This is a genomic window from Sphingomonas zeae (genome assembly GCF_014197135.1).
In the GTDB taxonomy this organism is placed as follows: Bacteria; Pseudomonadota; Alphaproteobacteria; order Sphingomonadales; family Sphingomonadaceae; genus Sphingomonas; species Sphingomonas zeae.
The window spans coordinates 1-26,394 of the sequence record NZ_JACIFA010000021.1 but is presented as its reverse complement, the minus strand read 5'-3'; the positions used below and the strand labels follow the sequence as shown (position 1 = coordinate 26,394).

Below are 26,394 nucleotides of genomic sequence, written 5' to 3'. Positions count from 1 at the left end.
CCGGCTTGTTGCGGCTGTAGCCCTCGATGCCGGCGGGGTCGTCGATACGGAACTGAAGGGTGGCAAGCTGCTGGTCGTCGGGCCTGCTCGTCGTTCGTGTGGACGTCGTCAATATGTGCATCCTCTCGATCGTCTCTGCCCGTCGCCGCACAGTGGCTCGTCTCGACGAGCCGTCCTGATGCCCGGTCATGCCGCAGGCTGGTTCATGTCTAAGCCGCCAGCAGCGACGTCTCCTCCTTGAAACTGAACCGCCGCGACAGGCATCGTGTGTCCTGATGTGGCCCACGGGCCAGCTCGAGCGTAAGCAGGCTGTCGTTCGGGAACGCGGGGCTCAGCTCCAGGCGAAGATACTCGAAGAGCTGGCGATCATGGACGGCAATGACGATTTGCCGCCTATGCTCCTTCGATAGCGTCCGCAGGAGAGCAGCGAGGTGAGCGATGTGGACGTCGTCCATCGACTGGACGGGATCGTCCAGGATCAGCCAAGGCAGCGTCTTCGGCACCGATAGATGGAGCGACAGGAACAGCGTCAGCGCCGCGGTGTTGAGGTTGCCCGCGCTGAGCATGGCGCCCGGCGTGCCGCCAGCAGCGCCTCCCGCGCGATGATCGGTGACGAGGCGCGGCTGGATGCGCTGCGTCTCCGCTTCGGGGATCCGGAACGCCGGAATGAACGGCTCGCCCGGCGCAAGGCGTACGAAGAGGTCACGCCAGAGTCGGTTGAGCCGCTCGTTAAATTCCCGGCGAATAATGCTCGATCGGATCGCGTCGACGGCGTCGCGGATCTTTGTCCCCTGTACCCTGACCTTCTGCGCCCGCTGCTGCGCCTCGGCGACGATCTTTGCTGTCGCCTCGTGCTGCCCGAGTTCGTCCGATAGACGGTCGGCCCGCGACTGGAGCGAGCGGATCGTTGCGATGGCGCTGCGGGCCTCGCGCCGCAGCGTCAGCCGGTCCTCGAGCTGTCGGTTCTCGGCGTCGAGGAAGGACTGGATCCGCTCGGCCGCCACTCCGAGGTCCTCGCCGTCGACGATGGGGGTCGTGGCGACGGCCAAGGCGAAGTCGGACAGCGTCTGGCGGGCAGCGGTCAGTGCCACGCTGCGCGACTGCGCCTCGGTGACGGCACGCTGCGCCGCCACCTGACCAGCGCGCAGGCGTGACCCTTCCTTCAGCGCGTCGAGAATACCGGCGAGCTCGGCCCCCGCCGAGTTCGCTTCGGCGGCGGCGCGGTCGAGATCGGCTAGCGTCCGCTCGTCCGGTATCGCGTCGGTCAGCGTGGCGATCTCCCGTTCGAGCCTATCGACGAGCGCCTGCGCCTGCGTGTTCGTACGCCCGAGCTCCAGCAGGCGCTGGGCTGAGGCGGATAGGCGGCGCACCTTGTTGTGAACGTGCTCTACCAGCGGGCCGGCGTTCAGCTCGGCATAGTCGCGATCGCAGACGGGGCAGGTCTCGCCGTCGATGAAGGCCGTCACTTCGGACAGTATCGAGGCGAGGCCGCCAGCCGACGTCGAGATTCCGTCCATTTCGCCGCTGATGGTCCTGAGGCGCGACCGCGCGACCTCCATCTCGCTCCTGGCTGCAGCAAGCCGCTCGACGTCGGCCTTGGCCTTGCTCGCGCGGGACGTCGCCTGGTCGGCGTGAAGCGTGAGGTGGCGGAGCGCGGCGTCGCCGAAGGTCGCCATGTCGCCAGGCAGTGACGTAGCGGGGAGGATCGCCTCGATCCTCGATCGAAGCGCCGAGTAGCGCTCCAGGTAGGTTGCAGCCCAGCGCTCGTACGCGTCGGACGACGGCTCCGCGGCGGGGAATGCGGACGTACCCGCGCCCGCCACCCGCACGAGATCCCGCCGGATGGAACCCAGTTCACGCCGGCGGTCCGTGATCGTCCCCAGGCGTTGTTCGTCGTCCGTCGGCGAAAGCGCCTGCTCGATAGCGTCCAGCTTGCGGTCGTCGAGTTCCAGGACGAGCCCGAGCGTGTCCGCCGCCTTCTTGATACCCGACATCTGGACGCCGATGTCCTCGATGATCTGCAGCAGGCTCGTCTTCTGGTCCTTGATGAGCGCGTCCAGCCGCGTCTTCTCCAACTCGTTCTCCGACCAGCCATCCACGACCTTGCGGACGTTGCGGACGTCCCCGAGCGGCTTCAGCCCGCTTTCGATGGCATCAAGGCGGTCCAGGCGCAGCAGTTCGCCGACGAACTTCGCCAGCGGGGAATCCGCGCCGCTTCCCGAATCCTGGTAGATCTGCAGGAGCTGCCCGAGCAGCGCCTGCGGCAGGTAGCTGCGCTCGCTGAAGAACGACGCGAGCTTCGCATCGAAGGAAATTGATGTCGCAATACCGTCGGGGGACAGCGTGGCGCCGTACCTGGCCGCGCCGGTACCTACCGTCGTCAGCCACACGCTACCCTGCGCCGCGGAGCGGTGCATCAGCTGCGACGCATAGTCCGGGTCTGCCCGCCGAAGCGACTGGACGCCTCCCGTAAGCGCAAGCTCGATGGCCGACAGAAGGCTGGTCTTGCCAGCGCCGTTCTCGCCATGCACGAGCACGACCTGCGCGTCGAGCGGGGCGTGCACGCGACCGCGGATGCTGCGGAAGTCGGTGACGTCCAGTTCCTTGAGAAGAAGATCGGTCATGCTTTCTTCTCCTCCTCTCCGTTGGTGACGAGTGCCGCATCGATCAGGCTCGCGATCGCCTCAGTCACGGCTTCGTCGCCGTGCTCCGCTGCGTCCATGATGGTCTTGATTGTCGCTCCATCGACGACGTTCTTCAACGCCTCCTCCAGCTGATCCTGCGCCGTCCCGTCCTGCTCGTCCGCGGCGGGCTGCGGGATTGACAGGGGCAGCAGCACGCGAATGCTGTCTTCCAGGCGATCGAAGTTCGGGGACCCCGCCTGGTCGATGGGAAGCGTGTCGACGTGCAGAACGCGCGCGGTATCGGCCAGCGCCTCGACGTCTCCGGGCAGCGTCGCCCCGGCCAGCACGACCGTCAGGACGTACCGCGATGCAGTGACGTCGAGCGCGCGGCTCAGCGCCTGGACCCGGGCACGAACCCGCGCACCTTCGCTGTCGCCGAACGATCCCGCCGTGGTGTCGACCAGAAGCACGAGGTCGAGTGCACGGCCGTGCCGACCGCGAAGCGCCCCGGTGAACTGAAACTCGACGCCAGCCATCCTGAACGGAGTCGGCAGGTCATCGTATCCGGCGTCGTTGAGGCGCTGGCGGATGGCATCGATCAAGGGCGATGGGGTCATAGCAGCACCTCGGCGGCGAAGGATGCACGCAGTTCGTCGATGTCGCCGGAGGCCTGGAGGAGGCTCTCTACGCTGACATGGGAGGGGGCGAGCGATCCTGTCCGACCCGGCGCGCTCGATGGCGACCTGCTCGAGCGAGAGGCTATCGTGAGATGCCAGGTGTCGTCTGAGTGGATGACGAGGGCGTTGTCGTTGGCGTACGCGCCGTCGGCCTGGAGGCGGATCGCTTCTGACGCCGACTTCACGAGGAAGACGGGGCGGGCAGGCGCTCCGGCGCGGTTCGCCTGAAGCGAGGCGATGCCCGCTGAGAGATCGTCGTTCGTTGGCGACGCCAGCGACCACTGGGCTGTCGACCTGCCATGCTCCAGCAGCGCAAGCACGATGGCGAGATGGCCGAGTCTGCTCGCTCGGGCATTCTGGTCCGTCGCCAGCAGGCCGATGGTGTTCGAACTGATCGGCTCGTAGGCTGCCGGATCATGCTGCAGCTGACCGCCCCGGAAGACGGCGACCGCGCGTGACCAGAGAGCAATCCCTTTGTTGACGGCGGGTGTCCGGCTCTGGTCCACCGCGTCGACGACGGCGCCGGCGGCCATCTGGTCGCGCAGCGCGTTCACGGAAGCGGTCAGAGGGGCGAGAAGCGCGCCTCTGCCGGTCGCGTCTAGCGCGAGCCCCATCAGGCAGTTGAGCTTGTCGGCCATCATCTTGAGCACCAACGCGACCAGGACCTGTTCGCCCCACGCACGCATGTGGCTGGCCGCGTTTATCGCTGCCACGTTCCCGTTGTAGTCGTCGCCATAGACGATCCGCAGGACGTCGCGTTGACCCTGGGTGATCTGATCCTCGCAGAACACGTGGCCCGGGGCATCCGGTGCGCAGGGCCAGGGCCACTTGTTGATCCCGGTCGCCGCGGCGAACACGCCCTGCAGGTTCATGTCCTGGATCGACAGGCCCACGACCATCGTCTTCCGGTTCGTGGCGATCCCGAGCACCTCGTTCCGCATGGCGGCGAAGTCCGGGTTGTTCGGCCACATCGTGATCTGCGTGTGGCTGCCGGTGAGAAAACGGCGGTACCGCCCCTCGTCCTGCTCGGCGTGTATGATGCATCCGTGGAACTTCAGCAGCTTCGCCTGACCAGGGGGATCCCGAAGCTGGCCTGGATCGACGACGACCTGAAGGATGCCGGGGATGCCGCCGCCGAGACGATGGACTGCGGCTTCGATGAAGCCGTCCCAGTTCCCGGATGCGATGGTCTTTACGGCACCCTCGAGTACGAGAAGCGCGATACACAGGTGCGCCGCCGCCGGCGGTGGCGGATTCTCGAACTGGCGCCGGATGTCGATCGCGGTCCAGAGGATGAAGTCGCCGGGTTCGGCACCGACGCGAATATCGAGGACGCGCGAATAGCTGTTCCAGAGCGCGTCGACGATCGCATCGCGTGCGCCCCATGTCGCGAACGGCGAGTGGACGTCGACGCCGACTGCCGCTCGATCCGTACCGGCTAGCTGCAGAGCCTCGTCGAGCGCGGGCATGTATTCGGCTTCAGTCGCCGGATCGACAGCCCGTACGCGAAGGTACTCAATCGCCGCTGCGACGAGACCGCCGAGGCTCGGTGCCTTCCGCGAGATACCCGAACCGACCCACAGCGCGAACTCGCCGTTCTCGACGGCCTTCGCGGTGGCGGCGAATTCGCCGTCGAGCTTCTCCAGAACTTGGCGCACGGTGATGTTGGTCGCGTTGGGTGCGAGACCCACTTCATGCCTCCCCGATCGGCATGACGAGCGTCACCCGGACATATAAGATGCTATGCACGATCCCCTTGGAACGCAACGGCTTCTGACGCGATTCGGGGTGCTGCGCTACGCCGCGACGGGTTCAGGTGATCCTTCGAGCGGGAATGATGCGCTGCCCGGCGTCCAGAAATCGGTGTGATCAAAGTGGTTCGCGTAGAACCCGCGCGACAGGGTTGCCCGGCGACGACGCCTGGACGTCGGCTCCTCGACCGCGAAGTCGTCGCCGTCCAACCGCTGGAGCTCGTAACCCTGCGGCATGAGCCGTGGCTGAGCGACAATGGCCTTGAGGTCCTCGATGGACAGGGCGGGGTGACCCATCTCTGGCATGTCACCGAGATCGTCCACGTCGTCGATGTCGACGTTCGGCGTGTCGATCGCGCTGATCGTGTTTGCCACCATCGCATCCACGTCGACGTGCGCGCCGGCGAGCGCCAGCGATCCAATCTCCCGGCTGATCGCCGACAGGATCGGCTGCAGCCCGCCGACCATGTCCTCGAACAGCTTGATGCGGCCCGACAGCGCCAGATAGACCTCGGTCTCGACGGTGTCGTGGTAGTGAAGATTTACGATCCTGATGTTGTCGAAGCGCTGGCCGAGCCGGTCGATGCGGCCGATCCGCTGTTCCACGCGCATCGGGTTCCACGGCATGTCGTAGTTGATCAGCGAGCCGCAGAACTGGAAATTGAGGCCCTCGGCCGCAGCGTCCGTGCAGAGCAGGATGTCGCCCTTGCCTTCGCGGAACCGCTTCTTGATGTCAGCCCGGGACACCAGGCGCCAGCTTCCGTCCGGCGTGCGGATCTCGCCGCCACGGCCGGAGAAGCAGATGACCTCGCGACCCGTCTGATCGGCAAGCCAGTCGCGCAGCCCGTCCATGGTGTCGGTGTAGCCGGTGAACACCATCGTCTGCTGATAGCCTTCAGCCGCCAGCCGGGTGAGCTCGTCCTTGAGCGCGCGCGCCTTGGTGTCGATCGGCAGCCGTTGCAGGTCGTAAAGGATTTCGCGGATCGCGGCGCTTTCGAGCAGCCTGCGGGCGACCTCCTCCTTTTCCTTCACCTCGTCCGTCTCGACCTCCTCGCCGCTCTCCTCCAGGTCGAACTGGTCGTCGTCGACCTGTCGGTCGAGGCGGCCCTGAAGGCTATGTGCGAGGGCGGCGAAGCTGGAGGACAGGCGCTTGCGGTAGATCGTCAGCACGAAGCCGATCGCGGTCTTCTGCGCCTGGTCGGCGTTCTGATAGGCGGAGCGGATGAAGTTCTCGACCCGCTCGTAGATATCGCGCTCGGCCGGCTCCATGTGGATGAAGCGATCCTGCACGTCCCGAACGGCGATACGCGCCTGGAGCTTCCCCTCGGCCTGGTAGCGGCGGAGCAGCGAACGCGTGTGTCGCGACATGAGCGCGGCGACGGGCGTCCAGCGCTTCATGATGCGCACGGCGGCGGCGCGGTCCTCGCCGCTGAGCTGGCGGCGCGGGATCGAGGCAGCCCCGCGGAGCGCCCCGATGATCCGGCGGGTGCGGATGGTCGACAGCGGCTGCCCGGCGCTGCCGCCCATGCGGGCCGCCCGCTCCGGCGGCAGCGCGCCGAAGAATGCCTCTGTCGCGCGAAAGAGGAAGGCGCAGTCCTCCATCTTCTCGACGGAAAGGTGCGGGTCAGCCAGCGCGGCGAAGTAGCGCTCGTACGCGACGGCGTCCCATTCGGGGGGCATGCCGAGCAGCGACAGCAGGTCGTACAGCTCCATCGCGTGGGTCTGGAGCGGCGTCGCCGACAGCAAAACCAGGCCGTGCGTACGATGGCGCAGATCACGCAGCAGCCGCATCAGCATGTTCGGCGTGACGCGACCACCGGTCCGCTTCTGCCGGGCGTGATGCGCCTCGTCGACTACCACCAGATCGTAGGGTTCCGCCTCGAGCAGCTCGGGCCGCCGATCGCTGCGACGGGCCAGATGGCTCGACATGATTACGAACGGCTCGGCCGACCAGGCGTCGCGTGTGACCGGCGTGTCGACGAGCGACTGGGTCGCGGCGTCGTACCGGCGGAAGGACTTTCCGTCATAGATCGGCCAGTCGAGCGCGAACTTCTCGCGCAGCTCGGCCTGCCACTGGGTGCAGACGTTCTTGGGCGCCAGGATGATCCCGCGCTTCAGCCGCCCGGCGAGCCACGCCTGTCGCACCAGCAGTCCGGCCTGCACCGTCTTACCGAGGCCGACCTCGTCGGCGATCAGCAGCCGCGGCGCGTGGTCCGGCACCTCGCCGTACATGCGCAGGAAGGCGCGGCGCTGGTGCGGCCAGGCCTCGACAGGAGACGTCGCCTCGCCGACCCAGATCCCGCCGTTCACGTCACGGGCCGCGGTGCGCAGCCGCTGCCAGAGGTCAGCGCGTTCCTGATCCCAGTCGTGCAGCGGAACCGGCGGAGCCACTGGCTCGGGCAAGATAACTGGTTCCGGCTTCGCTGCCGGCTTCTCCTGCAGCCGCGTCGGCAGCTGGTCGTCCGGTGGCAGGAAACGGAGCAGGTCGAGTCGGACGGCTGTCGGCACGTCATAGGTGCGTATCCGCTCGGCGCGATCCGCCCAGTACAGCGCGAAGGACCGGTCCTCCTCGTCGACATATTCGACGTTCGGTGTCCAGGATTTGAAGACCGTGAACGTCTCCCCGTTGCTCATCCAGCCCTGGACCGTCTCGTTGACGGAGCCGGTGAATGCAATGCGATCGCCGGTCTTGTCCTCGATGATGCCGGTCTTCTCATGGAAGATCGCCGTTCCGGCGACCGGCTCGCGCGTGACCGGATGGCAGGGCAGGGCGACGCGGACGTCTAGCATGCCGCGGGCGACCAGCCAGGCGAGAAGCTCGAGGGCCTCCCGCTCGCTCGTCGACACGTTCTCCGGCAGGCTGAAGTCGGCCTTGGCGGCGACGACGTCCATCATCGACATGCCACGCGCGATCGCCTCGACCTCCCCATCGTCGAGGGTGCAGCCGACGAGCAGGCGCATCTTGCCCTGGTTAAGCGCAAGATGCTCGATGCCGCGCGCCGCCAGCGCCAGGCTGCCCGCCCGGAAGTATCCGGTCGTGCGGTCGTAGCGGATCGCAGACGACAGCGCCGGCACCCAGAACCGCGACACCAGGTCGCCGTCCTCGCGGCTGTACTTCAGCTTCCAGGTGCGGTCCTGCAGCAGCATCTCACTCGGCCGCCATCAGCTCGCGGTACAGCTCCAGCTGCTGCGGCTCGCCGATCTCGCCCTCATAGGCGATGCGGCGGAGCTTCTCGAGCGCGTCGAAGTCGTCGGCCGCCGGCTTCACCGCCTTGTCGGCGTCGATGCCAGAGAACGTCTTGGACGGCGGCAGCACCTCGAGCAGGGCCTCCATCGCGACCTTGAACTCGTCCTCCTTGGCGACCCCAGCCTGCTCCAGCATCTCCTGGGCCGCCTCGGCACCGCGGGTGCGCATGACGTGCGCCGCGTGATGCAGCGCGTCGATCATGCCGCGTGAGCCATCGGCGGGGCCGACCGCGCCCTTGGCGACGCGGGTGGCGGAGTCCCACAGCTTGATCTCGGCCGCCTTCTTCTCGGCAAGCCGGCCGATCACCTGCGCCTCAAGATCTACACCGACCGCGCGGGCGAGCCGCAGGGCTTCGTCATATGGGAAGCTGACCGCCTTGAAGGCATCCCAGGCGAGCACGTAGAATGCCGTCGGGCCGTCCATGTCGGCCTGAGCCTTCGCGGACGCGAGCTGGGCGAGGCGCCAGGCCTTCACCTCGCGACGGGCGGCGTTGAGCGCATCTTCCGGCCGCACGGCGTAGGGATCGAATTCCTCGAACATGTCGCCCTGCGTGCGCCGCTTCTTCTTCGGCTCGGGTGCCGGCGTGCCGCGGGTCAGCGGCCAGTGGCGCGAGAACGCCTCCAGCGCGGGGCCGAAGCTGGCGAGGTAGAGGTCGACGCCCTGGATGCCGGCCTGCTGGAACTCGCCCACGCGTGCACGGACGGCGCGGGCCACCTCCGGCTCCACGTCTTCCCAGTACATGGTCTCGCCCTGCGCATCCTCGCGCGGGCGGCAGACGAGAAAGATGGTCGAGTTGGCGGCGGCCTTATCCTTGATATGAAGGCTTGCGGAAAACTCGGTGTTTACCGGCCACGACGCGGTGATGATAAATCCCGCGTCCATGAGAGACAAGGCAAGTGCATCCCATGCGCCCGTCTCCTTATGAGTGAACATCACCGTCATGATGCCGTCGTCTTTGAGGACGCGACGGCACTCTGAGAATATACCTTCCATCTTCATGCGATAATCGTCATCAGCCAGACGGGCCGCACCCTTCTGGCCCTTGAAGTGGGCTTTGTTGGCCACCGCTTCGGCTTCCTTGTCGGCCAGACGCCGAGTAAAGAGTTCGGGCACGACGAGGCCGGCGGTGCGCTTCAGCCAGACGTAGAAGAAATCCGACAGCTCGGCATACATGACGTTGGCGCCGTAGGGCGGGTCCATGACCACGGCGTCGACGGACCGGTCGGCGATGTGCGGCATCGACGCGCCAGAGCCATTCTGAACTGTGATGGAACCCGACACGCCTGCAACGCTGTCCAGCATGTCGCCGCGCTTTCCACCAGCAACCATGTGAACCAGTTCTTGGAGTGCCTTTCGTGTGGCTTCAACAGCCCAATCGTGGCCAAGGCCTTCAACCATGACTGCCATCTCACCATAAGACCATTTGACAGCAAAGTCGTGCCGTTCGAACAGATTGGCGACCACCTCACGCTGCGAGATCCATCGAGAACTGCGCGAGTTGAAAGTCGTCAACTTGTCGACGCAGAAGCTGAGGTAGACATAGGCGGCACGCCTTACATCAGACATCGACCCTTCTTTGTTGTCACGATCAAATAGCTCCTTGAATACCTCGACTCCGGTGCCGTGCACAAGAAGCTGCCTTGGTGAGAACATGTCCCTCCAGAGAGGCATGCCGTACTGGCGCGGACGGTCATCGTTAGTGTTGTCTGGATATTGCTCGGAGGGGACCACATCACCGGCCTCCCATTCAGGGAGCTTTTCCGCTAGCATCTTAGAAATCTGCGATTGATCATAATCGCGGCTTTGGGGCGCTCTGTAGCCTCGCACCCACTTGATCTTGTTCTTCCCGGTCTTGGTCTTGGCGACAATCTGCCGTTTGTAAACGACGGCGTACAGCTGATCGCCGAGCTTTCCTTCTTGACCCTGGCGCTTGATCTCATCCCCCGAGATGGTGCGGTTGCAATCGCTGAACGGACAGATTGCATCGCCACCCGCCACAGTTGCTTCAGAGTGGTCCTTAGACGACGTTGTGATCTCGAAGGAGCAGGCTCGAGTTTCATCTCCGGGCCCGCTTCCTAGTCGTGGATGCAGCTTAATTCCCGTACCATCCGGGGCGAGGCGCCAGTTCGGAGCAAGTGGAAGGCGACCTGCGCAATACGGGCAGGTGATGCTCCGGGCCCAGAGGTATGCGTCTGGGCGGCAATCTTCTTCTGGTTCCGCGGGGTAAAGCCCCGCCAGCCGGGTCCGAACCAACTGGGACCACTCGGGTCCGATTTTAGCGAATTCGTCGAGTACCGCTGCCCCAAAGTGAGCTGGATACTCGATAGTTGCCTTCTGGATCAGGGTTGCGACTGGGTTTAGATCGTTAGCAATCGCAGAGACGCCCAGCCGAAGAGCTTCAAGGGGGATGGCTCCCCCTCCGGCGGTAGGGTCGAGCACCACAAAATTCGCACCCTGACCAGTTTGAGCGCGGTCTTGAGCAGACGGATTGTAGGCGAACGCGCGAGGATAGCCGTATGCATCGGACCCTAGCCGTTCGCCGAGGCGATCAGCTCGTTCGATGCGGCCACGGGCCGCGATGGGATCTCCATGAATTCCGAGTGTGAACTTGAAGGCGTCGCGATTGGCGTCCTCGGGCAGAATTGACGCTAGCACCGCTGCTCGTGACGCGACCAGCGGCCGCCGAGCCCACCACACGTGAAGGCGGTTGGGCGCTGGGAATGGTGTCATCGGCGTACGCTCACGCACGCTCTCGATGCCGATTTCGGCAATAGGCAGCCAGCGTTCGATCAGGCGAGTGGTGGTCATATGTAGTCCGATCTCAGCGCGCTGGCGCGGTCAGGAGAATGCGAAGGGCGGTAAGCACGCGACGCGGGTTCTTGCGGTGGACGGCCATGCCGAGCCAGTATGCGGCTTCCTCGCGCGCCATCGCCTCGATCCCTTCGGCGACGTGCACCATCGCCGCGCGCGACCGCATCGGCGCCAGCGTGCGGAAGAGCAGAGCAAGCCGCAGCGCCGCGTCCTCGCGGATCGGCGACCGCAGCCCCTCGATCGGCATGACCTCGAGCCGGATGCCGGCGTCCTTCAGCTTTTTGAGGATGCGGACCTGGTTGATCTCGAGGTTGCGGCCGGCCAGACCCGCCATGCGGACAGGCACGTGAATGTGCGGTGACGCCGGCGAGGGCATCTGCCAGATCTCGACCTGAAGCTCGTTGCCGACGATGCGCCGTGCGCGCACCTCATAGGCAGGCTCGATGGTGGGGAGCGTCACGCGCTCGACCCTAGCAGTTCTGGATACCATAGGTTCATGCCTCTGCGGTGACTTCGACGAAGGCGGCAGACGTGCCGAACTTCGTCAGTCGTTCGATGATCTTTTCCGGCTCATCTCCGGACAGCGCGAGGCCATCGGCGAATTCGAGCTGGATTCCTGTCTCCACGTGCTTCTCCGCCGCGGCGCGCAGCTGCGGCTCCACAAATTCCCGGGTCTGCTTGGCGTCGGCCACCGTGCCGTCGATGGACATCGAGATGACCGACCCAGCGGTCGTCTCGAACTCGATCGTGGCGTTGGCCTTCTTCGTCGCTCCGGGTACGCTTTCCACCACGTTGAGCAGCATGAAGAAGTGCCCGACCTCGAACGGCGTCAGCGACAGGCTCGACACCTTCTCGATCTTGGCGGCCCGTGCGCGCTGGAACACGGTGGAGAGCGCGTCTTTGAGCACACCCTCGCCGCTGAACGTCTGGGCCGATGGCGTCGACGGAGCGGGCGTGCCCGCCGGTTGACCACCGGCACCCGGCTGAGCGCCGAACGGAACCGCCGGAGCCTGTATGCCGCTGCCATTGCCATTCGGCTTTGTCGACGTAGTGCTACCCGGAACATCGCCGCCGTTCACCATCGGACCGCCGATCGGCGTCTCAGGCTCCGGCGTCTTCACCGAGCGCGGGAAGATGCCGTGGTCGCGAGCATAGTCCGCCGTGGAGATGATGGAGCTGCCGTCGATCACGATGGAGGGCACGGGATCGCCCTTGCCGGCGGTCAGGCCCTCGCGCTGGTAGACGAACACCCCATCGGTGATCCCCTTGATCACCAGCTTGCGGAACGGGTCGTCACCGACGTGCATCGGCAGCGACGGATCGCGGCGGAACTCGGCGCGGAGGTCGGCGGCGGTCATCTGGCCGATGCGCTTCAGCGGCGTGCGGTCGCGCACGAACTGCGGCAGGTCCGGCTGGTCCTCGGGCGTGCGCAGCTTGCCGATGTCGGAGAGCTGACGGACGATCTGGGTCTGGCCGGAGCCGGGACGCTCGGACGCCGAGTGCTGGTCGATGGTCGCGAGATCGAGCGAGACCGTGCCGCCGCCGAGCGCGGTGCGGCTCGGGTAGAAGAGGTGCCGGTAGCACTGCTGGATGGCGATCGCGATGTCGGACTCCGACCGCCGCGCCAGCTCGATGACCTGCGCCTTCTGGTGGTCGGCAAGCTCGTTCAAGCGGTCGGCGCGCTTGAGCTCCTGCAGCGCCAGATGGCGAGACACGGTTGCGGTAAGGTGCTGGACGTGCCGATCGTCGGCAACGAGGAACACGAGGTTGTTGCGCAGCTGGCGCAGCCCGCCACCGTCCTGTCCCTTGCGCTGGTAAATGGTGGAGATCAGGTCCGGCACCTCGTCGACGACGTTGCCGATGCTGAGTGCCTGGTGATGGACGATGGCGAGCCGCGGCTTGCCGTCGCCGATGTCGTCGGGAACGTCGAATGCGCCGGCCGGGAACGGGATCGCCTCGAACGAGCCGTTGCCGCCGAAGATGTCCTTGATCCGGCTGTCGGTCTCGACCCGCAGGGCCTCGGCTTCGACGTTCCGCTCCTCGCGGGCGATGATCTGGGTGAGGTTCGCCTCCGCGTTGAAGCGAAGCGGCGCGCCGGGACGGTCGTCGAGATAGGCCGAGCCCTGGATGAAGGCGGCTTCCGCATCCGACACGAAGCTGAGGTCGGCGTCGGGCGACAGCACCGAATAGCGCAGGTGCGCCGGCGTCAGGCCGCGAAGCTCGTTGTTGTACGCCATGGTGTGGACGAAGATCGTCCGGGCGACGTAGCTGGCGTACGGCAGCAGGCCACCGAAGCGATCGGCGTCGATGCCGGCGGCCAGCGCCGCCCGGCCCGCCTTGCCGTCGATGTCGTTGAGGATGGCGGAGTCGTACTGGCTCTGGTTGAGGCGGGTGGTGAATTCACGGCGGATGCCCTCGTCACCGAGATCCACGTGATGCGTGTGGATCATCGCCGCGTCCTTGGGGCGCTTCGCCCACACGCTGGCGACCGTCTTGGCGAGAATGCGCAGCATGCCGCGGACGCGCTGGAAGTCGGCAAGTGTCGCGGTCTTGCCGGTCAGCGTGTCGAGCAGGTCGGGGTGGAAGGGGTAGCTGGCGGCAAGCGCCGTGCGAGCCTCGGCGCCCTGGTGACCTGCGTCGATGCGATCGCGGTACTGGGTCCAGAGCTGGCAGTAGGCGTCCATCGTCTCCTGCGGCACGTCGACGCGCTCGAACAGGCGGCGCTTCAGCACCGCGGCGGTCTCATCGTCGCTGGTGGGGTTCAGGATCGTCGCCTTGCGGCCGGAAACGCTCTCCAGCTCGCTGACGATCCGCGAGATCTCCTCGTTCTCGCGAGCGAAGGCGTCGGTCGCCTTGCCGTCCGAGCGAACGGCAAGCGTGAACACCACGGCCGCGCGAGGGCGGCTTTCCACCGCAGCGAACAGCGCCTTGAGAAAAGCCGAGATCTGATCGCGGCCGTACGCGTCGGGGCACTTGCGCAGATACTCGCCCAGCTCGTCGAGGACGACGAGCACGGTGCGGTCACCGAACACCTCGGCCAGCGTGTCGGCGCCGGGCGCCCGGCGCATCTCGTCAGACTTGCGGACGATCTCGTATCCCGCGGCGCCTCCGATCTGATAGGCGATCTCGCCCCAGGGCGTGAACGCGCGGATGCCGTCGCCCATCGTGCGACCGTTGGACGGGTCCGAGGCTTCGCCATCGAACGCCGCGACCGAGGTGCCGGTCGGCAGCGAGGGCAGGGTGACGAACTCGCCCATGTTCGGCACGCTGGCGCCCTCGCGTGCGCCATGGATCAGCGCGATGAGACCGTGCGTCTTGCCGCCGCCGAAGCTGGTGTCGAGGCGGAACACCGCCGAGGACGAGCCGTGGCCGGACAGGCGGCTGAGCACCTGACCGAGTAGTTCCTTGAGGCCGGCGGTCGGGTAGGTGTTCGCGAAGAACCGGCGCGCGTCGACATAGTCGGCGGGGCCCTGGCCGGAGAGTACGGGACCGAGGCGCGCGGCGAACTCCGCTTCGGACATGGTGCCGTTCAGGATGTCCTGCCGGGGCTGGCAGGTTCCGAAGATCGTCGTCGAGGCCATGTGGTTACCTGTTCTGGAGGCGCTCGGCGAGCGCGATGACGTGAGCGAGCTGGTCCGCCCGAGCGCGGAGTAGCGGGAGGAGACGGGAAGGCAGATCGGATGGTTCGCTGTGCTGGCCGACCACCCAGTTCCGGATCGTACGGTCGGTGACGCCCAGATCGCGCGACAGCGGCGACTGCCACTGGGCGCCGTACAGGGCCTCCCCCGCCGCTCTGAGGGCGCTTTCTTTCTCCATTTTCTACCTTCTAGGAAGAGCGGCAAATTGCAGCAAGATCGCGGTGCAATTTTCTCGCGACCGATCCGCAAGGATCCTGCGGATGGCCTGTATCCTGGGGAGCGGCTGAGGAGCTGGAGCCTTGCTGGTGTCCAGGAACGACTTGGCGCAACCGGGCGGTGGGTAACAGGTGCTTTCTGTCAGGTCCGCAGCGGACGTTTTCGTCAGGCACGACGCCTCGCGCGCGTGAGAGACTCTCTTCTCTTATCTTATAGAGTCTAGAGATTAGAGAGATCTGCGCGCACGCGCTCGCGATCGCGCGCGTGCATCGGATGAGCGCTGAGGTCAATGGCTTGAAAGTCGCGGAAAACCGCCGATGTTGCCCTCGATGACGATGTCGCAACGAACTTCTAGTTGCTGGCAGGCGACGCCGATTATGCAGACAAGTGCATAAACCGGCGCTCGATGCACATATGTGCATAGTCGTCCGGCCGAGTCGCGAGCGACGCCGATGCACACATGTGCATAAAATCTCCCCCGATGCACATGTGTGCAAGCGAGGGCGGATGCACATGTCTGCATAATCCACCCCTAACTTGTACATGTGTGCATCCGCGGCGGCATGCACACATGTACATACTGGGGCCGATGCGGACTTATGCTGATGACGTGACGTCTTGGCGAGGTGTCGACGGGGTGGCCAGCTGGCCGGCTCGCTCACCTTTGCGCCGGGCACACCGCCTTCCGCACCGAGGGGCCATGGCGCATCGTCATAAAGTCGCGATGACCTCAGATCGCGAGATCGACTTCTAGGTCCGCCAGCAGTCGGGATGCCGACGCTGGGCCGGCTGGATGAGTGGCATACAAGCGCGACATGATCCTCGACCTGCAGTTCCAAGGAAGCTGGACCGACCCGATGAACCATCTCGCGGCGGTTGATCGGCCCGGCTGCATCTATCAGGCGTCGAGCTTCCTGGTGCGATCGGTCATCCGCTTGGTATAGGCCTTTTCCTCTTCCGGGTCCGGGAACGTCAGCCCCTCGAGTCCGTCGACGATCGGGCGAAGCTGATCGATAGTCCGAAGATCATCCAGCAGTTGCGCCCGGCTGTAGGTATCCGGATCGATGGGGGCGCCATCGTAGCGGCGGAGGGTCATAGCAACGCCCTGAAATTCGCCATCGGCGAGTTCCTGCAGCTTCTGGTGTCGCTTCGAATACCGGTCAAGCGGACGATCGAAGTCCTCGCAGCGCCCCGGAAGCGCACGATGAGTGATGTTCGTGCAGTGGACCGTTGGGATCAGCCAGCAGTAGACCAGGCGCTTGCGGGCCTGCTCGACGTCGCCGGCCTCGAGTGCCATCAGCACGAGCGACTGAACCTGGGCGACCGGAAAGCCGTGCTCAACGTCCTTGAGGGCGGGCTCAAGGCCAGCTCGTTCTTCGACAAAGAACTGCGGCTGCGACTTCCGGGTCCATGGAAGCAGATACTGATCACGGGCAAGCCGACCCACCGCATCTCGCCTCCGTCGCTGCGCCACGCGTGCGAAGGAAGGTACCTTGTCGACCAGCAGGTTGAGGAAGCGGATGTCAGCATCGAGCTTCGCCGGCAGGAAGAGCCCGGCCCAGTCGGCGACTTTCACACCGTGCCAGCCGCGGTCCAATTGCTTCGACCATGATGCCCGGATTTGCGCTGTCGTGCTGACTGCTTTCACCACTTCATTGTCGTCGCTGGTGTAATCCGATGCATCTTCCTCTTCGAACATAGTCTGTCATTCTCCATATCTATCGACTGACCTTGGTGCGCTAGCGACTAAAGGTTCGTTATCGTAACAGTGCAGCCACTTCTTTTCGCCCGACTTCACCACCTCCCACCCGGTGGCGAGAAGCGCGATATCCACCACGGCGAAGGTAAGCCCTGTCCTCGTCCAGCCGAACGACAGCAGGATCGCTGGCCAGCCGATGGCGAGCAGGATCATCAGAACTCCAATCAGACGGGTGGCAGGGTGCCACCATCTTGCAGGCTGCTGGTACTGCTCGTGCACGATCACGGCGCCATCGTCGCCATCCGGCCAGACGTCTCGCACGACCAGCCGGGCGTTTCGTGGCAGTTCGGCGCGATCGGCTTTAAGGCGGGCGGCCCGACGGTCGTCCTGATCGGACCATGCCATCAAGCGGCACGTCGTTTGTCGAGGGTGGCCGCAAACTGCTCGCGCTGCTCGTCGGCGAACTGCTTCGCCCAGCAGAGGCCGTCGACGAGTTCCATCTGCTCGATGGTGGAGCAAGAGATCTCGAGCAGCCGCGGGCTGGCATAGATGACCGCCAGGCACTTAGCGCGGCTGATCGCGACGTTCAGGCGGTTGCGGCTGTACAGGAACTCGATGTTTCTTGGTAGGTCGTCGCCCGACGAGGTCGCCATCGAAATGAGCACGACCGGCGCCTCCTGGCCCTGGAACTTGTCCACGGTCCCGACCCGCGCGCCATCGGGGAGTACGCGCTTCAGCAGCTCGACCTGCATGTTGTACGGCGAAACAACCAGGATGTCGTCGGTGCCGATCACGCGCTCCTGGCCGTGCCGATCCGTCCATCGGCCACCCAGGACTGAACGGTAGGTGAGGGCGAGCCTATCGGCTTCAGCCTGCGACCGCTGGCTGCATCCGGCATGCTCGACGTCAACGAAGCGGAGGCCGGCCGGCGCGAGCGCGTCGGGATCCCGCGTGCAGTCGACCTCAAGGCGCTGGCTGGCGGTGGTTGCCTCCGTTTCCAGTCGCCCCTCGTACACCGCGTCGGAGATGAAGCCGCACAGGTCGGGATGCATCCGCCGGGTGACGGGCAGGAACACGCCCTGCTCGGCAGGAACGGTCGCATGACCTTCGAGCAGGTAGTCGAGAGCGGACATACCGCTGCTGCCCGGGTGCGTGCCCTTGATCGGCTGCGACAGCTGCATCTGGTCCCCGACCAGCACGACGTTGCGCGCGGCAACGCCCATGGCGACGATATTGGCGAGGCTGACCTGCCCGGCCTCGTCGATAAAGAGGTAGTCGAAGGCTTCGTCCATCTCCTCGCGCGCGAACAGCCACGCGGTGCCCGCGACAAGCTGGTGGTAGGGCTGGACCCCGCTGCCGCTTCCGCCGATCACGTCCTCGATCCAGCCGCGCGTGCCGAGCGCCTGATCCTCGCGGCTCGACTTCTTCATGCCCCGGCAGGCCAGACCCTGGGCGCTGGCGACCGCCTCGACGTCCGCAAGCAGGTTGTTGATGGCCTTGTGCGAGTTGGAGGCGATGCCGATGCGCTTGCCAGCGGCGAGCAGGGCTACGATCGCCTGCGATGACGTATAGGTCTTGCCCGCACCGGGAGGTCCCTGGATCAGCAGGTAGCTGTCGTCGAGCGCCAGCAGGGCGTCGATGGCACCGGCTGTCGCGTCGGTACCATCCGCGACGATCGCCTGACCTGGGGTGCGGCCAGCGAGGATCGGGCGGTCACGGCGAAGAACGGAGGTGATCGCGCGGTATCGGTCGCCGCCCGCGGCGATATGCTCGGCGTAGCGGTGGATGGCTGCACGCAGCACGGCATCGCCGATTGGCCCGGTCGGAATGAGCGCGGCTCCGGGTTCCAGCGGTGAGCGGCTGGGGCCGAGCTTCAACTCTATGACGCGCGCCTCCTCGTCCAGCGAGACGATGTCGCCGGCCGGTTCGAGCGTCCCGGAGCGGAGGGGAGAGTCCCCGACCTTCAGCTTGAAGTCCTGCGCCGGAAAGGTGAAGGTATAGACGGTCGAGCGCTTCTCCTTGCGGGGCGCGATCGTCGGGTGAGGCATGAGCTCGGCGAGACTCTCGGCATCGTTCAGTAGTGCCTCGCGGTCCATGTCCTGACGCGCGAACATCGCCCACCAGGACGGCTTCGCCTCGCGGCGATGGAACTCGAGCAGATCGACCAGCAGCCGGCGCCACGGCGCATCTTCGGCCTCGATCAGCGTCTCGGCGAGGCGGCGTGTCCGTTCGTCAGCCTCGCTTCGCGCCGCCGCCTTGGCAGGATCCGGCGCGGCGACTTCGCGGCCTTCGAACCAGGACATGCCGGCTGGCCGTAGGGAGAGCAGCCAGTCGCGGCACATGCGCGTCGAGCGGCAGTCGATCTCGTTGTAGTCGGCGATCTCGCGGAGCAGCTGCTCGTCACCCAGTCGTCGCCAGCGCTCGTAGATGATGATGCTGTCGCCGGCGTTCTTGACCTCGCCCTGGCGGCCGCCGGGCAGGTAGAAGGCCTCCATGTTCTTGATCGAGTAGCGCGGTTCCGACGTCCGGATGGACTCGGCGACGACGCGGTAGAGGTCGACGAACTTCTCGCCGCGCAGGAGGTCGTCGACCTCCGCCTCGCGCGTGCCGTGATACATCGCGAGCTTCTTGAGCGCGGTCTGCTCGTACGCCGCGTAGTGGTAGATGTGAGCCGCGGGGAAGCGAGCGAGCCGATCGATCATGAAGTCGACGGTCTGTTCGAACGCGAGCTTTTCGCTCTCGCGATCGTGCCCCCAGAACTCATGGAAGCGGTCTTCGCCGTCATCGTCGAAGGCGACCAGGCCGAAGAGATACTCGAGCCCGCCGTCGAAGAGCGGGTCGCCCTCCATGTCGAAGAACATGTCGCCGTGATCAGGCCGCGGCAGCCGCGCGAAGCCACGGCCGGGCTGGACGGGCAGGGTCTCCACCTTCCGTTCCCCTGTCCGTCGCTGATGTGCCTGTAGTCGCGCCTGATTCGAGAGCCGCACCACGGTATCGGGCTGCATTCCGTCGATGCGGGTTCCCGCCGGCAGCAGGCCGAGCGTTCCGATGTCGTCGATGCCGGCGCCGCGCAGGGCCGCGATCTGGCCGCGCCCCATCCCGGCGACGATGGAGAGGTGGTCGGCGGCCTCCCATTCGGCGTCGCAGCTGTCCGACCAGCGGCAGAAGGTGCAGTGTCCGCATGGGTCGCCGGCCGACGTCGCCGGCGGCGCGTCAACATACGCTTCGAACCGGCGGCGCGCGAAGCCGAAGTAGTGCAGCACCGACGACGTGCGCAGCGAGGTGATCTCGCCTGAACCGAGCACCACGTGCATCTGCGGAGGGATCACGCCCTGCACCTCTGCCAGCATCTCGGCGTAGACGCAGAGCTGGAGGACGTGCTTGGCCTTGGCCGACCGCGCCAGCTTCGTGTCGGCGACATCGTAGGCGTAAGCTCCCAGCGACGAGTGGACGTCGTCGCGCCGAAGGAGAAAGTCGGAGTAGCCGTGCCAGCGGCCAACCAGGAACGCGCCCTGGTAGACGACGTCATGGCCTTCCTGCATCGCGCGCCGGGTTGCCTCGGCGCGTTCGTCGAGCGTGCCGGTCGAGGCGATCTCGACGACGGAGCGGCCCTCGTCCTGCAGGCGGCGCAGGTACGCGCGTTCGTGCTGGATGCCTTTCTCCTGCAGGAGGACGGCGTTCTCGTCATCGGCAGCGAAGGTCGTCGGCGAGACGAGGTTCCGCACGTCCAGTACGGTGGCATGGCCGCAGCCCATGAAGTTGACGAGGTCGCTCGCCGAGAAGATCGTCCGTCCGCCGTAGTTCCGCATCTTTCCCCCATCTGCGGACCGCCATCCGCTGGACTGCATCATGCATGTCCATCATGAAGTCGCCACAGGACAGATCCTGTCGCATGGGGAGGGTTGAGAATGTCCTATCGCAATGCGATCGATCTTCTGACCGTCGCGTCCCGCGCCGCAAGTGCGCGAGGGATCAGCCTCGAGGAGATCGCCGAGCTGATCGAGCGCGACTACAGGACGGCGCAGCGGCTCGTTCGGGCACTTCGCGAACGATTTCCCGAACTCGACAGCTTTCGCGACGAGGAATCAGGAAAGATGCGCTGGCGGCTTCCATACAAGGCCATTGCGCCGCTTCTCGCTCCCACCGCGGAGGAGCTCGCCGCGCTGACGCTGGCGGAGGAGATGCTGACGAACGGCGCGGGCGCGGACCAGGTGCAGGCGCTGCGATCGCTTCATGGCAAGATCCTCGCGCTGATCCCAGGCGAGCGGAGCCGGCGCATCGAGGCGGACGAGGACGCGCTCCTGCTCGCGCTCGGCCATGCCGCGCGCCCTGGGCCTCGACCGGTAGGGCGCGACGGTATCGACCATGCCATCTCCACGGCGCTGAAGGGGACCTCGCGATTGCGGATCCGCTACTGCGGCTGGAAGGACAAGGTCGCCCGCGAGCGGATCGTGGCGCCGCACGGGCTGCTGCTGGGCGCTCGGCGATACCTCGTCGCAGTCGATCTGGATAAGGTAGGCGGCGGCATTCAGCATTTCCGGGTCGAGGCTATCGAAGAGGCAGTCGTGCTGCCCGAGTCCTTCGTGCGGAAGGCCGGCTTCGACCTCGACGAACATGCGCAGCGCTGCTTCGGCTCGTACCAGCAGGAGGACGGGATCCACGATGTCGCCTGGCGCTTCGCCCCGCACGCGGCCCCACGGGCGACAGGCTTCCTGTTCCATCCTGCTCAAATTGTGGAGCACCAGAAGGATGGTTCGCTGGTGGTCAGATTTCGCGCGGCGGGCCTGCTTGAAATGTGCTGGCACCTGTACATGTGGGGCGACGCGGTCGAGGTGCTGTCGCCGCCGGAGCTCGCCCGGATGGTTGAGGATCACCGACGCGACGACTTCGCGTCCATGCCGTAAGGGCTTGGGGGTCAGGGCGCGCCCTGACCCCGCGCCCCGGGGCATCAGCAGTCCGGGAGGTCGTCGAGGTTGTTCTTCGACGTCGTGTCCCGGTCCGTGCGTAGGTACTTGCCGGTCGGACCGTTCACGACCCGGATCTTCGTCTCCGGGTAGTGCGTCCAGTTCACCCAGTACTCATGCAGGCCGCTCTCGATATCGCTGATCGCGTCCGCCTTGCTGCGCGGCGACCAGTATTCGCCCGAGTTGCAGAGCCGGGTAATGTCGCCCTGCGAGTTCTTGCCGGTCGCCCGGACGTAGCGCTTCGCCATGCTCAGCCCTCCTTGACGGTGGTGTGAGGGCTGGCCTTCCCGTGAGCGGTGGTGACGTACCGGCCCGAGATGGCGCTGCGGTAGTGGCCGCCGGACGTGCCGCTCGCGCCCGCGGTCTCGCGGACGGTGGTGTGAGCGCTCGCCTTGCCGTGGCTGGCGGTGACGTACCGCCCGCTGATCGCGCTGCGGTAGCTGCCGCCGCTTCGACCCTTGCTCATGATGGTGTTCTCCATGCTTCCTGCGAACCGAATCGTCGCAGGAGGAACATGGACAGGGCACACGACATATCCTGTCGCTTCCGCTTGCCGTCAGCTGTACAATGCGCCGCGGCCTTCGACACTGGACTGCGGCCCGCGCATGATGGGCTGAGGGGGGAACTCACGATGCGATTCGCTGCCGCATTTCTGCTGGCTTCCTGCGGCCCGACCGCAGCCTGGGCAAACCCAAAAGGCGATCTTCCGCTGCAGACCATGACCATGGACGAGATCATGCAGGCACGTGCCGCCGGCACCGGCTGCGCCTGGCTGGGAGGGGAGGGCCGCACGCTGCGGGTCGCGATGAAGGAAGATCGCGGAGCCGTGAAGCGCGCCGGACGCGTCATCCGCCTCGTTCCTGCCGCTGGAGCCAAGGAAGTCTTCCCGTACACTTACCACCGCTGGACGGGTGAAGGGATGGAGATCGCGATCGAGGACAGCGGCAGGCTTGTAGGACAGGGCACCGAGCACCTCGAAACCACCGCGAAGCTCACGCTCACCGAGAATGGACGCAGCCGCTCGTGGCAGGGCCGCCTCAGCTGCGGTTCGTGACGCGATCGTCGGGGCAGGTGGCTATCAGCCGCTCGTAGCGGCGCGCAATCTCCCTGAAGCGTTCGACGCCTGCAAGATCGCCCTCGACCGCGAGGGCGCCGATTCTCTCCGCGATCCATCTCGGAGCGTCCCTGCCGTGAAGGCGCTCGATTGCGAGCGCCTCTGCCTAGCGCATCCGGTCTTCCGCGTCGACCATGACGTGCTGATCCAGGAAGTAGCCGCTCACGTCAACGAGGTCGCGCTTAATACCATGAGCTTCGGCATGCGATAGCGGTATGTCACTGTTCCCGAAATGTTCGTCGCGTCCTATAACGGTCGGCAGCCGGAGACCAATGACCCATGCCGCCCCTTATTCTTCACGATATGCCGTTTCAAATGGTACCTAGCGAGGCGCGCCTTCTTGTCGAGACGACGCCGGCCGGGTTTCCGTCCCCGGCACAGGACGACATGGAGGAGCCGATCGACCTGGCCGCCTGGCTGATCGATCATCCGGCGGCGAGTTACCTGATGCGGGTGGCGGGGCACTCGATGGCGGACGCGGGTATCTCGGACGGCGACCTTGTCGTCGTCAGCCGGGCCGTAGAGCCCCGTCCCGGCGACATCGTAATTGCGCTGGTCGATGGCGATCGCACCATGAAGCGGCTGCGCCGCTCCGGGGGTCGGCTCTGGCTGGTGCCCGAGGCGGAAGGATACCAGCGCATCGCCGTGACCGAGACGACCGAGATCTGGGGCGTCGTCGTGGCGCTGGCGCGTCGCTACCGGCGATGAGCACGATCGCGCTGATCGACTGCAACAACTATTACGTCAGCTGCGAGCGCGCCTTCGACAGCAGCCTTCACGGCGTGCCGGTGGTGGTCGCGTCGAACAACGACGGGTGCGCGATCGCCAGGTCCAGCGAGGCGAAGGCGCTTGGCGTGAAGATGGGCGACCCCATCCACTTGATCCGCGACCGGCTGACGAAGCACGGCGTGGTGGTTCGCTCCTCCAACTACACGTTATATGGCGACATGCAGCGACGCGTCGTCGCCGCCGTCGAGGAATTCGCCAGCGAGGTCGAGATCTACTCGATCGACGAGACCTTCCTGGACCTCGAGCCCTTCGCGAACCGCGATCTCGTCGCCCACGCCAACGCGATGCGCGACCAGGTGCGGCGCTGGACGACGATCCCGACCTGCGTCGGGATCGCGCCGACCAAGACGCTGGCCAAGCTGGCGAACGCGGCGGCCAAGAAGAACCCCCTGTTCGATGGTGTCGCCGACCTGCGCGATCCCGTGCTGCGCACCTGGGTTCTCGACCGCTTTCCAGCCGCCGACGTCTGGGGCGTGGGGCGGGCCACGGCCGCGAAGCTCGCTGAACTGGGTATCACGACCGCGGGGCAGATCCGCGACATGCAGATGAAGCAGGCGAGGGGCCTTGGCACCGTGGTTCTCGAGCGGCTCGTCGCCGAGTTGCAGGGCGTGGCGGCTAGCGCGGTGGAGGTCATCGAGCCGCAGCGGAAGGGCATGGCGGTCACCCGCAGCTTCGGCACCCCGGTGGATGACCTCGACACACTGATGGGAGCCGTCTCGCAGTATGCGATGCGGGCAGGCGAGAAGCTGCGGAGCCACGGCCTGGTGGCGGGGCAGCTCACTGTCTTCTTCCAAACCAACCGCTTCAGGTCGGACGCGCGCCAATATCAGGCTCTGCGCCGCATGACGCTGCACCCGATGACGGCGGACTCGCTCGAACTGCTGGCGGCCGCGCGGCGTGGAGCCGAAGCGGCATGGCGCGATGGCTTCGCCTATACGAAGGCGGGGATCATGCTCGACGATCTCGTTTCAGCCGACCTGCGCCCAAGGACGCTGTTCGAGGGAAACGTCGAGCGGCGCGACCGGCTGATGACCGCGCTGGACGAGGTGAACGGCCGATTCGGCAAGTTCACGGCGGTGCCGGCGGCGCAGGGCTTCAGGCGCGAGTGGAGGATGCGGGCCGAGAACAGGTCGCCGGCCTGGACGACGCGCATCGAGGAGGTTCCCGTCGTCCAGGCGCGATGAAGTTCGGCTCGTTGACCTGCCGAAACCGTCGGCATAGCCTGCCATGACGGACCAGGCGGCGGTTCAATTGCGGGGGCCTATGTACGACGAGATCATGCTGGCTTCCAGCGAAGGCGACGACCGCTGGGAACAGGACCATGCTGCTCTTGAAGCTGCCTGGCGGGAAGCGGGAACCTGTCCAGTCCCCATCGCGCGGTTCTCGACTGCCTCCGATGTCATAGGCCACTTCTACTTCGCCAGTGGTCCTGCGGCTGCCGCCGCGTTCTATCTCACCAAGCGGGCGTTCGACGCGCTGAGCGTCTGGCTTCAGGGTCGTGCCGGCCGCAAGGTCCATGTGCGGCTGGCCGACGGAACGGAGCTGTCGGCTGCGACGCCGGGCGAGCTGGCTGAGGTCGCCGATGTCGTCGAGCGGCTCCGCCCGAGCCCGCCTCCAGTTGCAAGCAGCGACGCTCCCATCGCGGATCCGGTCGGGACCGAGCGTTGATGCAGGGCGACAACGAGAGCATCAGGACGACCGATCGCAGGATCGCCCTTCTGATCGACGCGGACAACGTCTCGCATGCCAAGATCGCGGCGATCCTGGCCGAACTCTCGAAATACGGCACGGCGAACGTGCGCCGCGCGTACGGCGACTGGACGAGCACGGGTCTGAAGGGTTGGAAGGACAAGCTCCACGACTTCGCGATCAGGCCGATCCAGCAGTTCAGCTATTCGACGGGCAAGAACGCCACCGACATCGCCCTCGTGATCGATGCGATGGAGCTGCTCTACACGCAGAGGCCGGAGGCGTTCTGCCTGGTCTCGAGCGATGCCGACTTCACTCCGCTGGTGATGCAGCTGAAGGCCAACGGGCAGGAGGTATACGGCTTCGGCGAGCGCAAGACGCCATCGCCGTTCGTCAGTGCCTGCACGACCTTCCTGTATCTGGATACGCTCGAGGGAGCGGCGGAGCCGACCGCCGTGTCTGCCGAGATGGCCCAGGAGGCTGCGAACACCCAGCATCCCGACGGGCCGCAGGACGTCGGGGGCGAGCGCATGCCGTCCGTACGGCGCCCGCTATCGCAGGATACCAAGCTGGTGACCATCCTGCGCGGGGCCATCGAGGCTTCGGCGCACGAGGACGGGTGGGCTGCCATGTCGGCGGCAGGAAGCGCCGCGAAGCGCCAGGCTTCGATCGATCCGCGCAACTATGGCGTCCGGAACTTTCCGGCGCTGTTCGCCGCCACCGGCCTGTTCGAGATCGTCAAGATGGACAACGGGCAGGGGTTCGTCGCCGATCGGCGTAACCGGGACCGTGCCCCTAAGCCGACCAGATAGGCTGATGGCCGAGGCTACCGGTATTCGGCCGGGATCGGATGGCCGGACGAAAGATGAAGCGCCGCCCATTCTGACCGCCTGCGCCATACGCCTGGTCCGATGAACCGGCAGCGGAAGCTACAACAGCGCAGGTTGCCTCGCTGATCGCGTCGGGAACTCCGGTCCCCGGACTGTCATCCGTCCGGCATCATAGGGGCGCTGCAGGTTCACCAAGGCGTCCTCTCCGGCTCGTGGGACATGCGGGCGCGAGTGCACATGGCGCGATCTCCTAGAGCGGTTTCCGTTCAGTCTGGGTCATAGCCGCAGGAGCTGAAGTAGTTGGCGCATTCCTGCGGCTGGAAGAGGTCGACCAATCTGCCGATG

The 26,394-nt window shown here is 65.9% G+C and carries 20 protein-coding genes; 6 read left to right on the top strand and 14 right to left on the bottom strand.

Going from position 1 to position 26,394, the window contains the following annotated elements; translation table 11 throughout:
- Positions 1-209 precede the first annotated feature (209 nt).
- The 11 genes from GGR45_RS18400 to GGR45_RS18350 form a co-directional block, all read right to left on the bottom strand.
- The gene (locus tag GGR45_RS18400; protein WP_175310424.1) at positions 210-2,624 is read right to left on the bottom strand and encodes an AAA family ATPase; all 2,415 of its coding nucleotides are present in this window, start codon (positions 2,622-2,624) and stop codon (positions 210-212) included.
- On the bottom strand, positions 2,621-3,226 hold the full coding sequence (locus tag GGR45_RS18395) for a hypothetical protein (protein WP_175310425.1): 606 nt from the start codon (positions 3,224-3,226) through the stop codon (positions 2,621-2,623). The genes GGR45_RS18400 and GGR45_RS18395 overlap by 4 nt, the downstream gene beginning before the upstream one ends.
- 11 nt (positions 3,227-3,237) lie before the next feature.
- Positions 3,238-4,992, bottom strand: coding sequence for an SIR2 family protein (locus GGR45_RS18390; RefSeq protein WP_175310426.1), 1,755 nt, complete (start codon positions 4,990-4,992; stop codon positions 3,238-3,240).
- A gap of 105 nt (positions 4,993-5,097) precedes the next feature.
- Positions 5,098-8,199, bottom strand: a complete 3,102-nt coding sequence (locus GGR45_RS18385; protein ID WP_175310427.1) for a DEAD/DEAH box helicase — start codon at positions 8,197-8,199, stop codon at positions 5,098-5,100.
- Position 8,200: 1 nt separating this feature from the next.
- Positions 8,201-11,107: a DUF1156 domain-containing protein gene (locus GGR45_RS18380; protein ID WP_175310428.1), complete on the bottom strand. Its 2,907-nt coding sequence runs from the start codon at positions 11,105-11,107 to the stop codon at positions 8,201-8,203.
- A gap of 13 nt (positions 11,108-11,120) precedes the next feature.
- Complete coding sequence (locus GGR45_RS18375; protein ID WP_217497850.1) at positions 11,121-11,570, bottom strand: DUF7680 family protein; 450 nt, start codon at positions 11,568-11,570, stop codon at positions 11,121-11,123.
- Positions 11,571-11,604: 34 nt separating this feature from the next.
- The gene (locus tag GGR45_RS18370) at positions 11,605-14,691 is read right to left on the bottom strand and encodes an ATP-binding protein (protein WP_175310430.1); all 3,087 of its coding nucleotides are present in this window, start codon (positions 14,689-14,691) and stop codon (positions 11,605-11,607) included.
- Between the two features lie 4 nt (positions 14,692-14,695).
- Positions 14,696-14,926, bottom strand: a complete 231-nt coding sequence (locus GGR45_RS18365; protein ID WP_175310431.1) for a hypothetical protein — start codon at positions 14,924-14,926, stop codon at positions 14,696-14,698.
- 936 nt (positions 14,927-15,862) lie between these two features.
- A complete protein-coding gene (locus GGR45_RS18360; protein ID WP_175310432.1) occupies positions 15,863-16,663 on the bottom strand; it encodes a hypothetical protein in 801 nt (266 codons plus the stop codon).
- A 6-nt stretch (positions 16,664-16,669) separates the two neighbouring features.
- Positions 16,670-17,071: a hypothetical protein gene (locus tag GGR45_RS18355; RefSeq protein ID WP_175310433.1), complete on the bottom strand. Its 402-nt coding sequence runs from the start codon at positions 17,069-17,071 to the stop codon at positions 16,670-16,672.
- Positions 17,068-20,472: a TM0106 family RecB-like putative nuclease gene (locus GGR45_RS18350; protein ID WP_175310434.1), complete on the bottom strand. Its 3,405-nt coding sequence runs from the start codon at positions 20,470-20,472 to the stop codon at positions 17,068-17,070. Before GGR45_RS18350 ends, GGR45_RS18355 begins: the two co-directional genes overlap by 4 nt.
- A 99-nt stretch (positions 20,473-20,571) precedes the next feature.
- On the opposite strand from GGR45_RS18350, the gene GGR45_RS18345 reads away from it, so the two are divergent.
- Positions 20,572-21,567, top strand: coding sequence for a helix-turn-helix transcriptional regulator (locus GGR45_RS18345; RefSeq protein WP_175310435.1), 996 nt, complete (start codon positions 20,572-20,574; stop codon positions 21,565-21,567).
- A gap of 44 nt (positions 21,568-21,611) precedes the next feature.
- Here GGR45_RS18345 and GGR45_RS18340 read toward each other — a convergent pair whose 3' ends face one another.
- Both GGR45_RS18340 and GGR45_RS18335 read right to left on the bottom strand, forming a co-directional pair.
- Entirely contained in the window at positions 21,612-21,875 is a 264-nt protein-coding gene (locus GGR45_RS18340; RefSeq protein WP_175310436.1) for a DUF3892 domain-containing protein, read from the bottom strand.
- 2 nt (positions 21,876-21,877) lie between these two features.
- On the bottom strand, positions 21,878-22,108 hold the full coding sequence (locus GGR45_RS18335) for a hypothetical protein (RefSeq protein ID WP_246358315.1): 231 nt from the start codon (positions 22,106-22,108) through the stop codon (positions 21,878-21,880).
- A 150-nt stretch (positions 22,109-22,258) separates the two neighbouring features.
- Between GGR45_RS18335 and GGR45_RS18330 the strand changes: the two genes are divergently transcribed.
- Positions 22,259-22,681 (top strand): hypothetical protein, encoded by a 423-nt coding sequence (locus tag GGR45_RS18330; protein ID WP_175310437.1) that lies wholly within the window; start codon positions 22,259-22,261, stop codon positions 22,679-22,681.
- Here GGR45_RS18330 and GGR45_RS20060 read toward each other — a convergent pair.
- The gene (locus tag GGR45_RS20060) at positions 22,665-22,832 is read right to left on the bottom strand and encodes a DUF6961 family protein (protein ID WP_425505894.1); all 168 of its coding nucleotides are present in this window, start codon (positions 22,830-22,832) and stop codon (positions 22,665-22,667) included. The two genes, GGR45_RS18330 and GGR45_RS20060, sit on opposite strands and share 17 nt — an antisense overlap.
- Before the next feature lie 224 nt (positions 22,833-23,056).
- On the opposite strand from GGR45_RS20060, the gene GGR45_RS18320 reads away from it, so the two are divergent.
- The 4 genes from GGR45_RS18320 to GGR45_RS18305 all read left to right on the top strand — a co-directional run bounded on the left by GGR45_RS18320 (position 23,057) and on the right by GGR45_RS18305 (position 26,031).
- Positions 23,057-23,449 carry a LexA family protein gene (locus tag GGR45_RS18320; RefSeq protein WP_217497851.1) on the top strand — a complete coding sequence of 131 codons (393 nt, stop codon included), beginning with the start codon at positions 23,057-23,059 and terminating at the stop codon, positions 23,447-23,449.
- The gene (locus GGR45_RS18315) at positions 23,446-24,714 is read left to right on the top strand and encodes a Y-family DNA polymerase (RefSeq protein WP_175310438.1); all 1,269 of its coding nucleotides are present in this window, start codon (positions 23,446-23,448) and stop codon (positions 24,712-24,714) included. The genes GGR45_RS18320 and GGR45_RS18315 overlap by 4 nt, the downstream gene beginning before the upstream one ends.
- 79 nt (positions 24,715-24,793) lie before the next feature.
- The gene (locus GGR45_RS18310; RefSeq protein WP_175310439.1) at positions 24,794-25,198 is read left to right on the top strand and encodes a hypothetical protein; all 405 of its coding nucleotides are present in this window, start codon (positions 24,794-24,796) and stop codon (positions 25,196-25,198) included.
- A complete protein-coding gene (locus tag GGR45_RS18305) occupies positions 25,198-26,031 on the top strand; it encodes an NYN domain-containing protein (RefSeq protein WP_175310443.1) in 834 nt (277 codons plus the stop codon). Before GGR45_RS18310 ends, GGR45_RS18305 begins: the two co-directional genes overlap by 1 nt.
- The last annotated feature ends 363 nt before the right edge of the window (positions 26,032-26,394 follow it).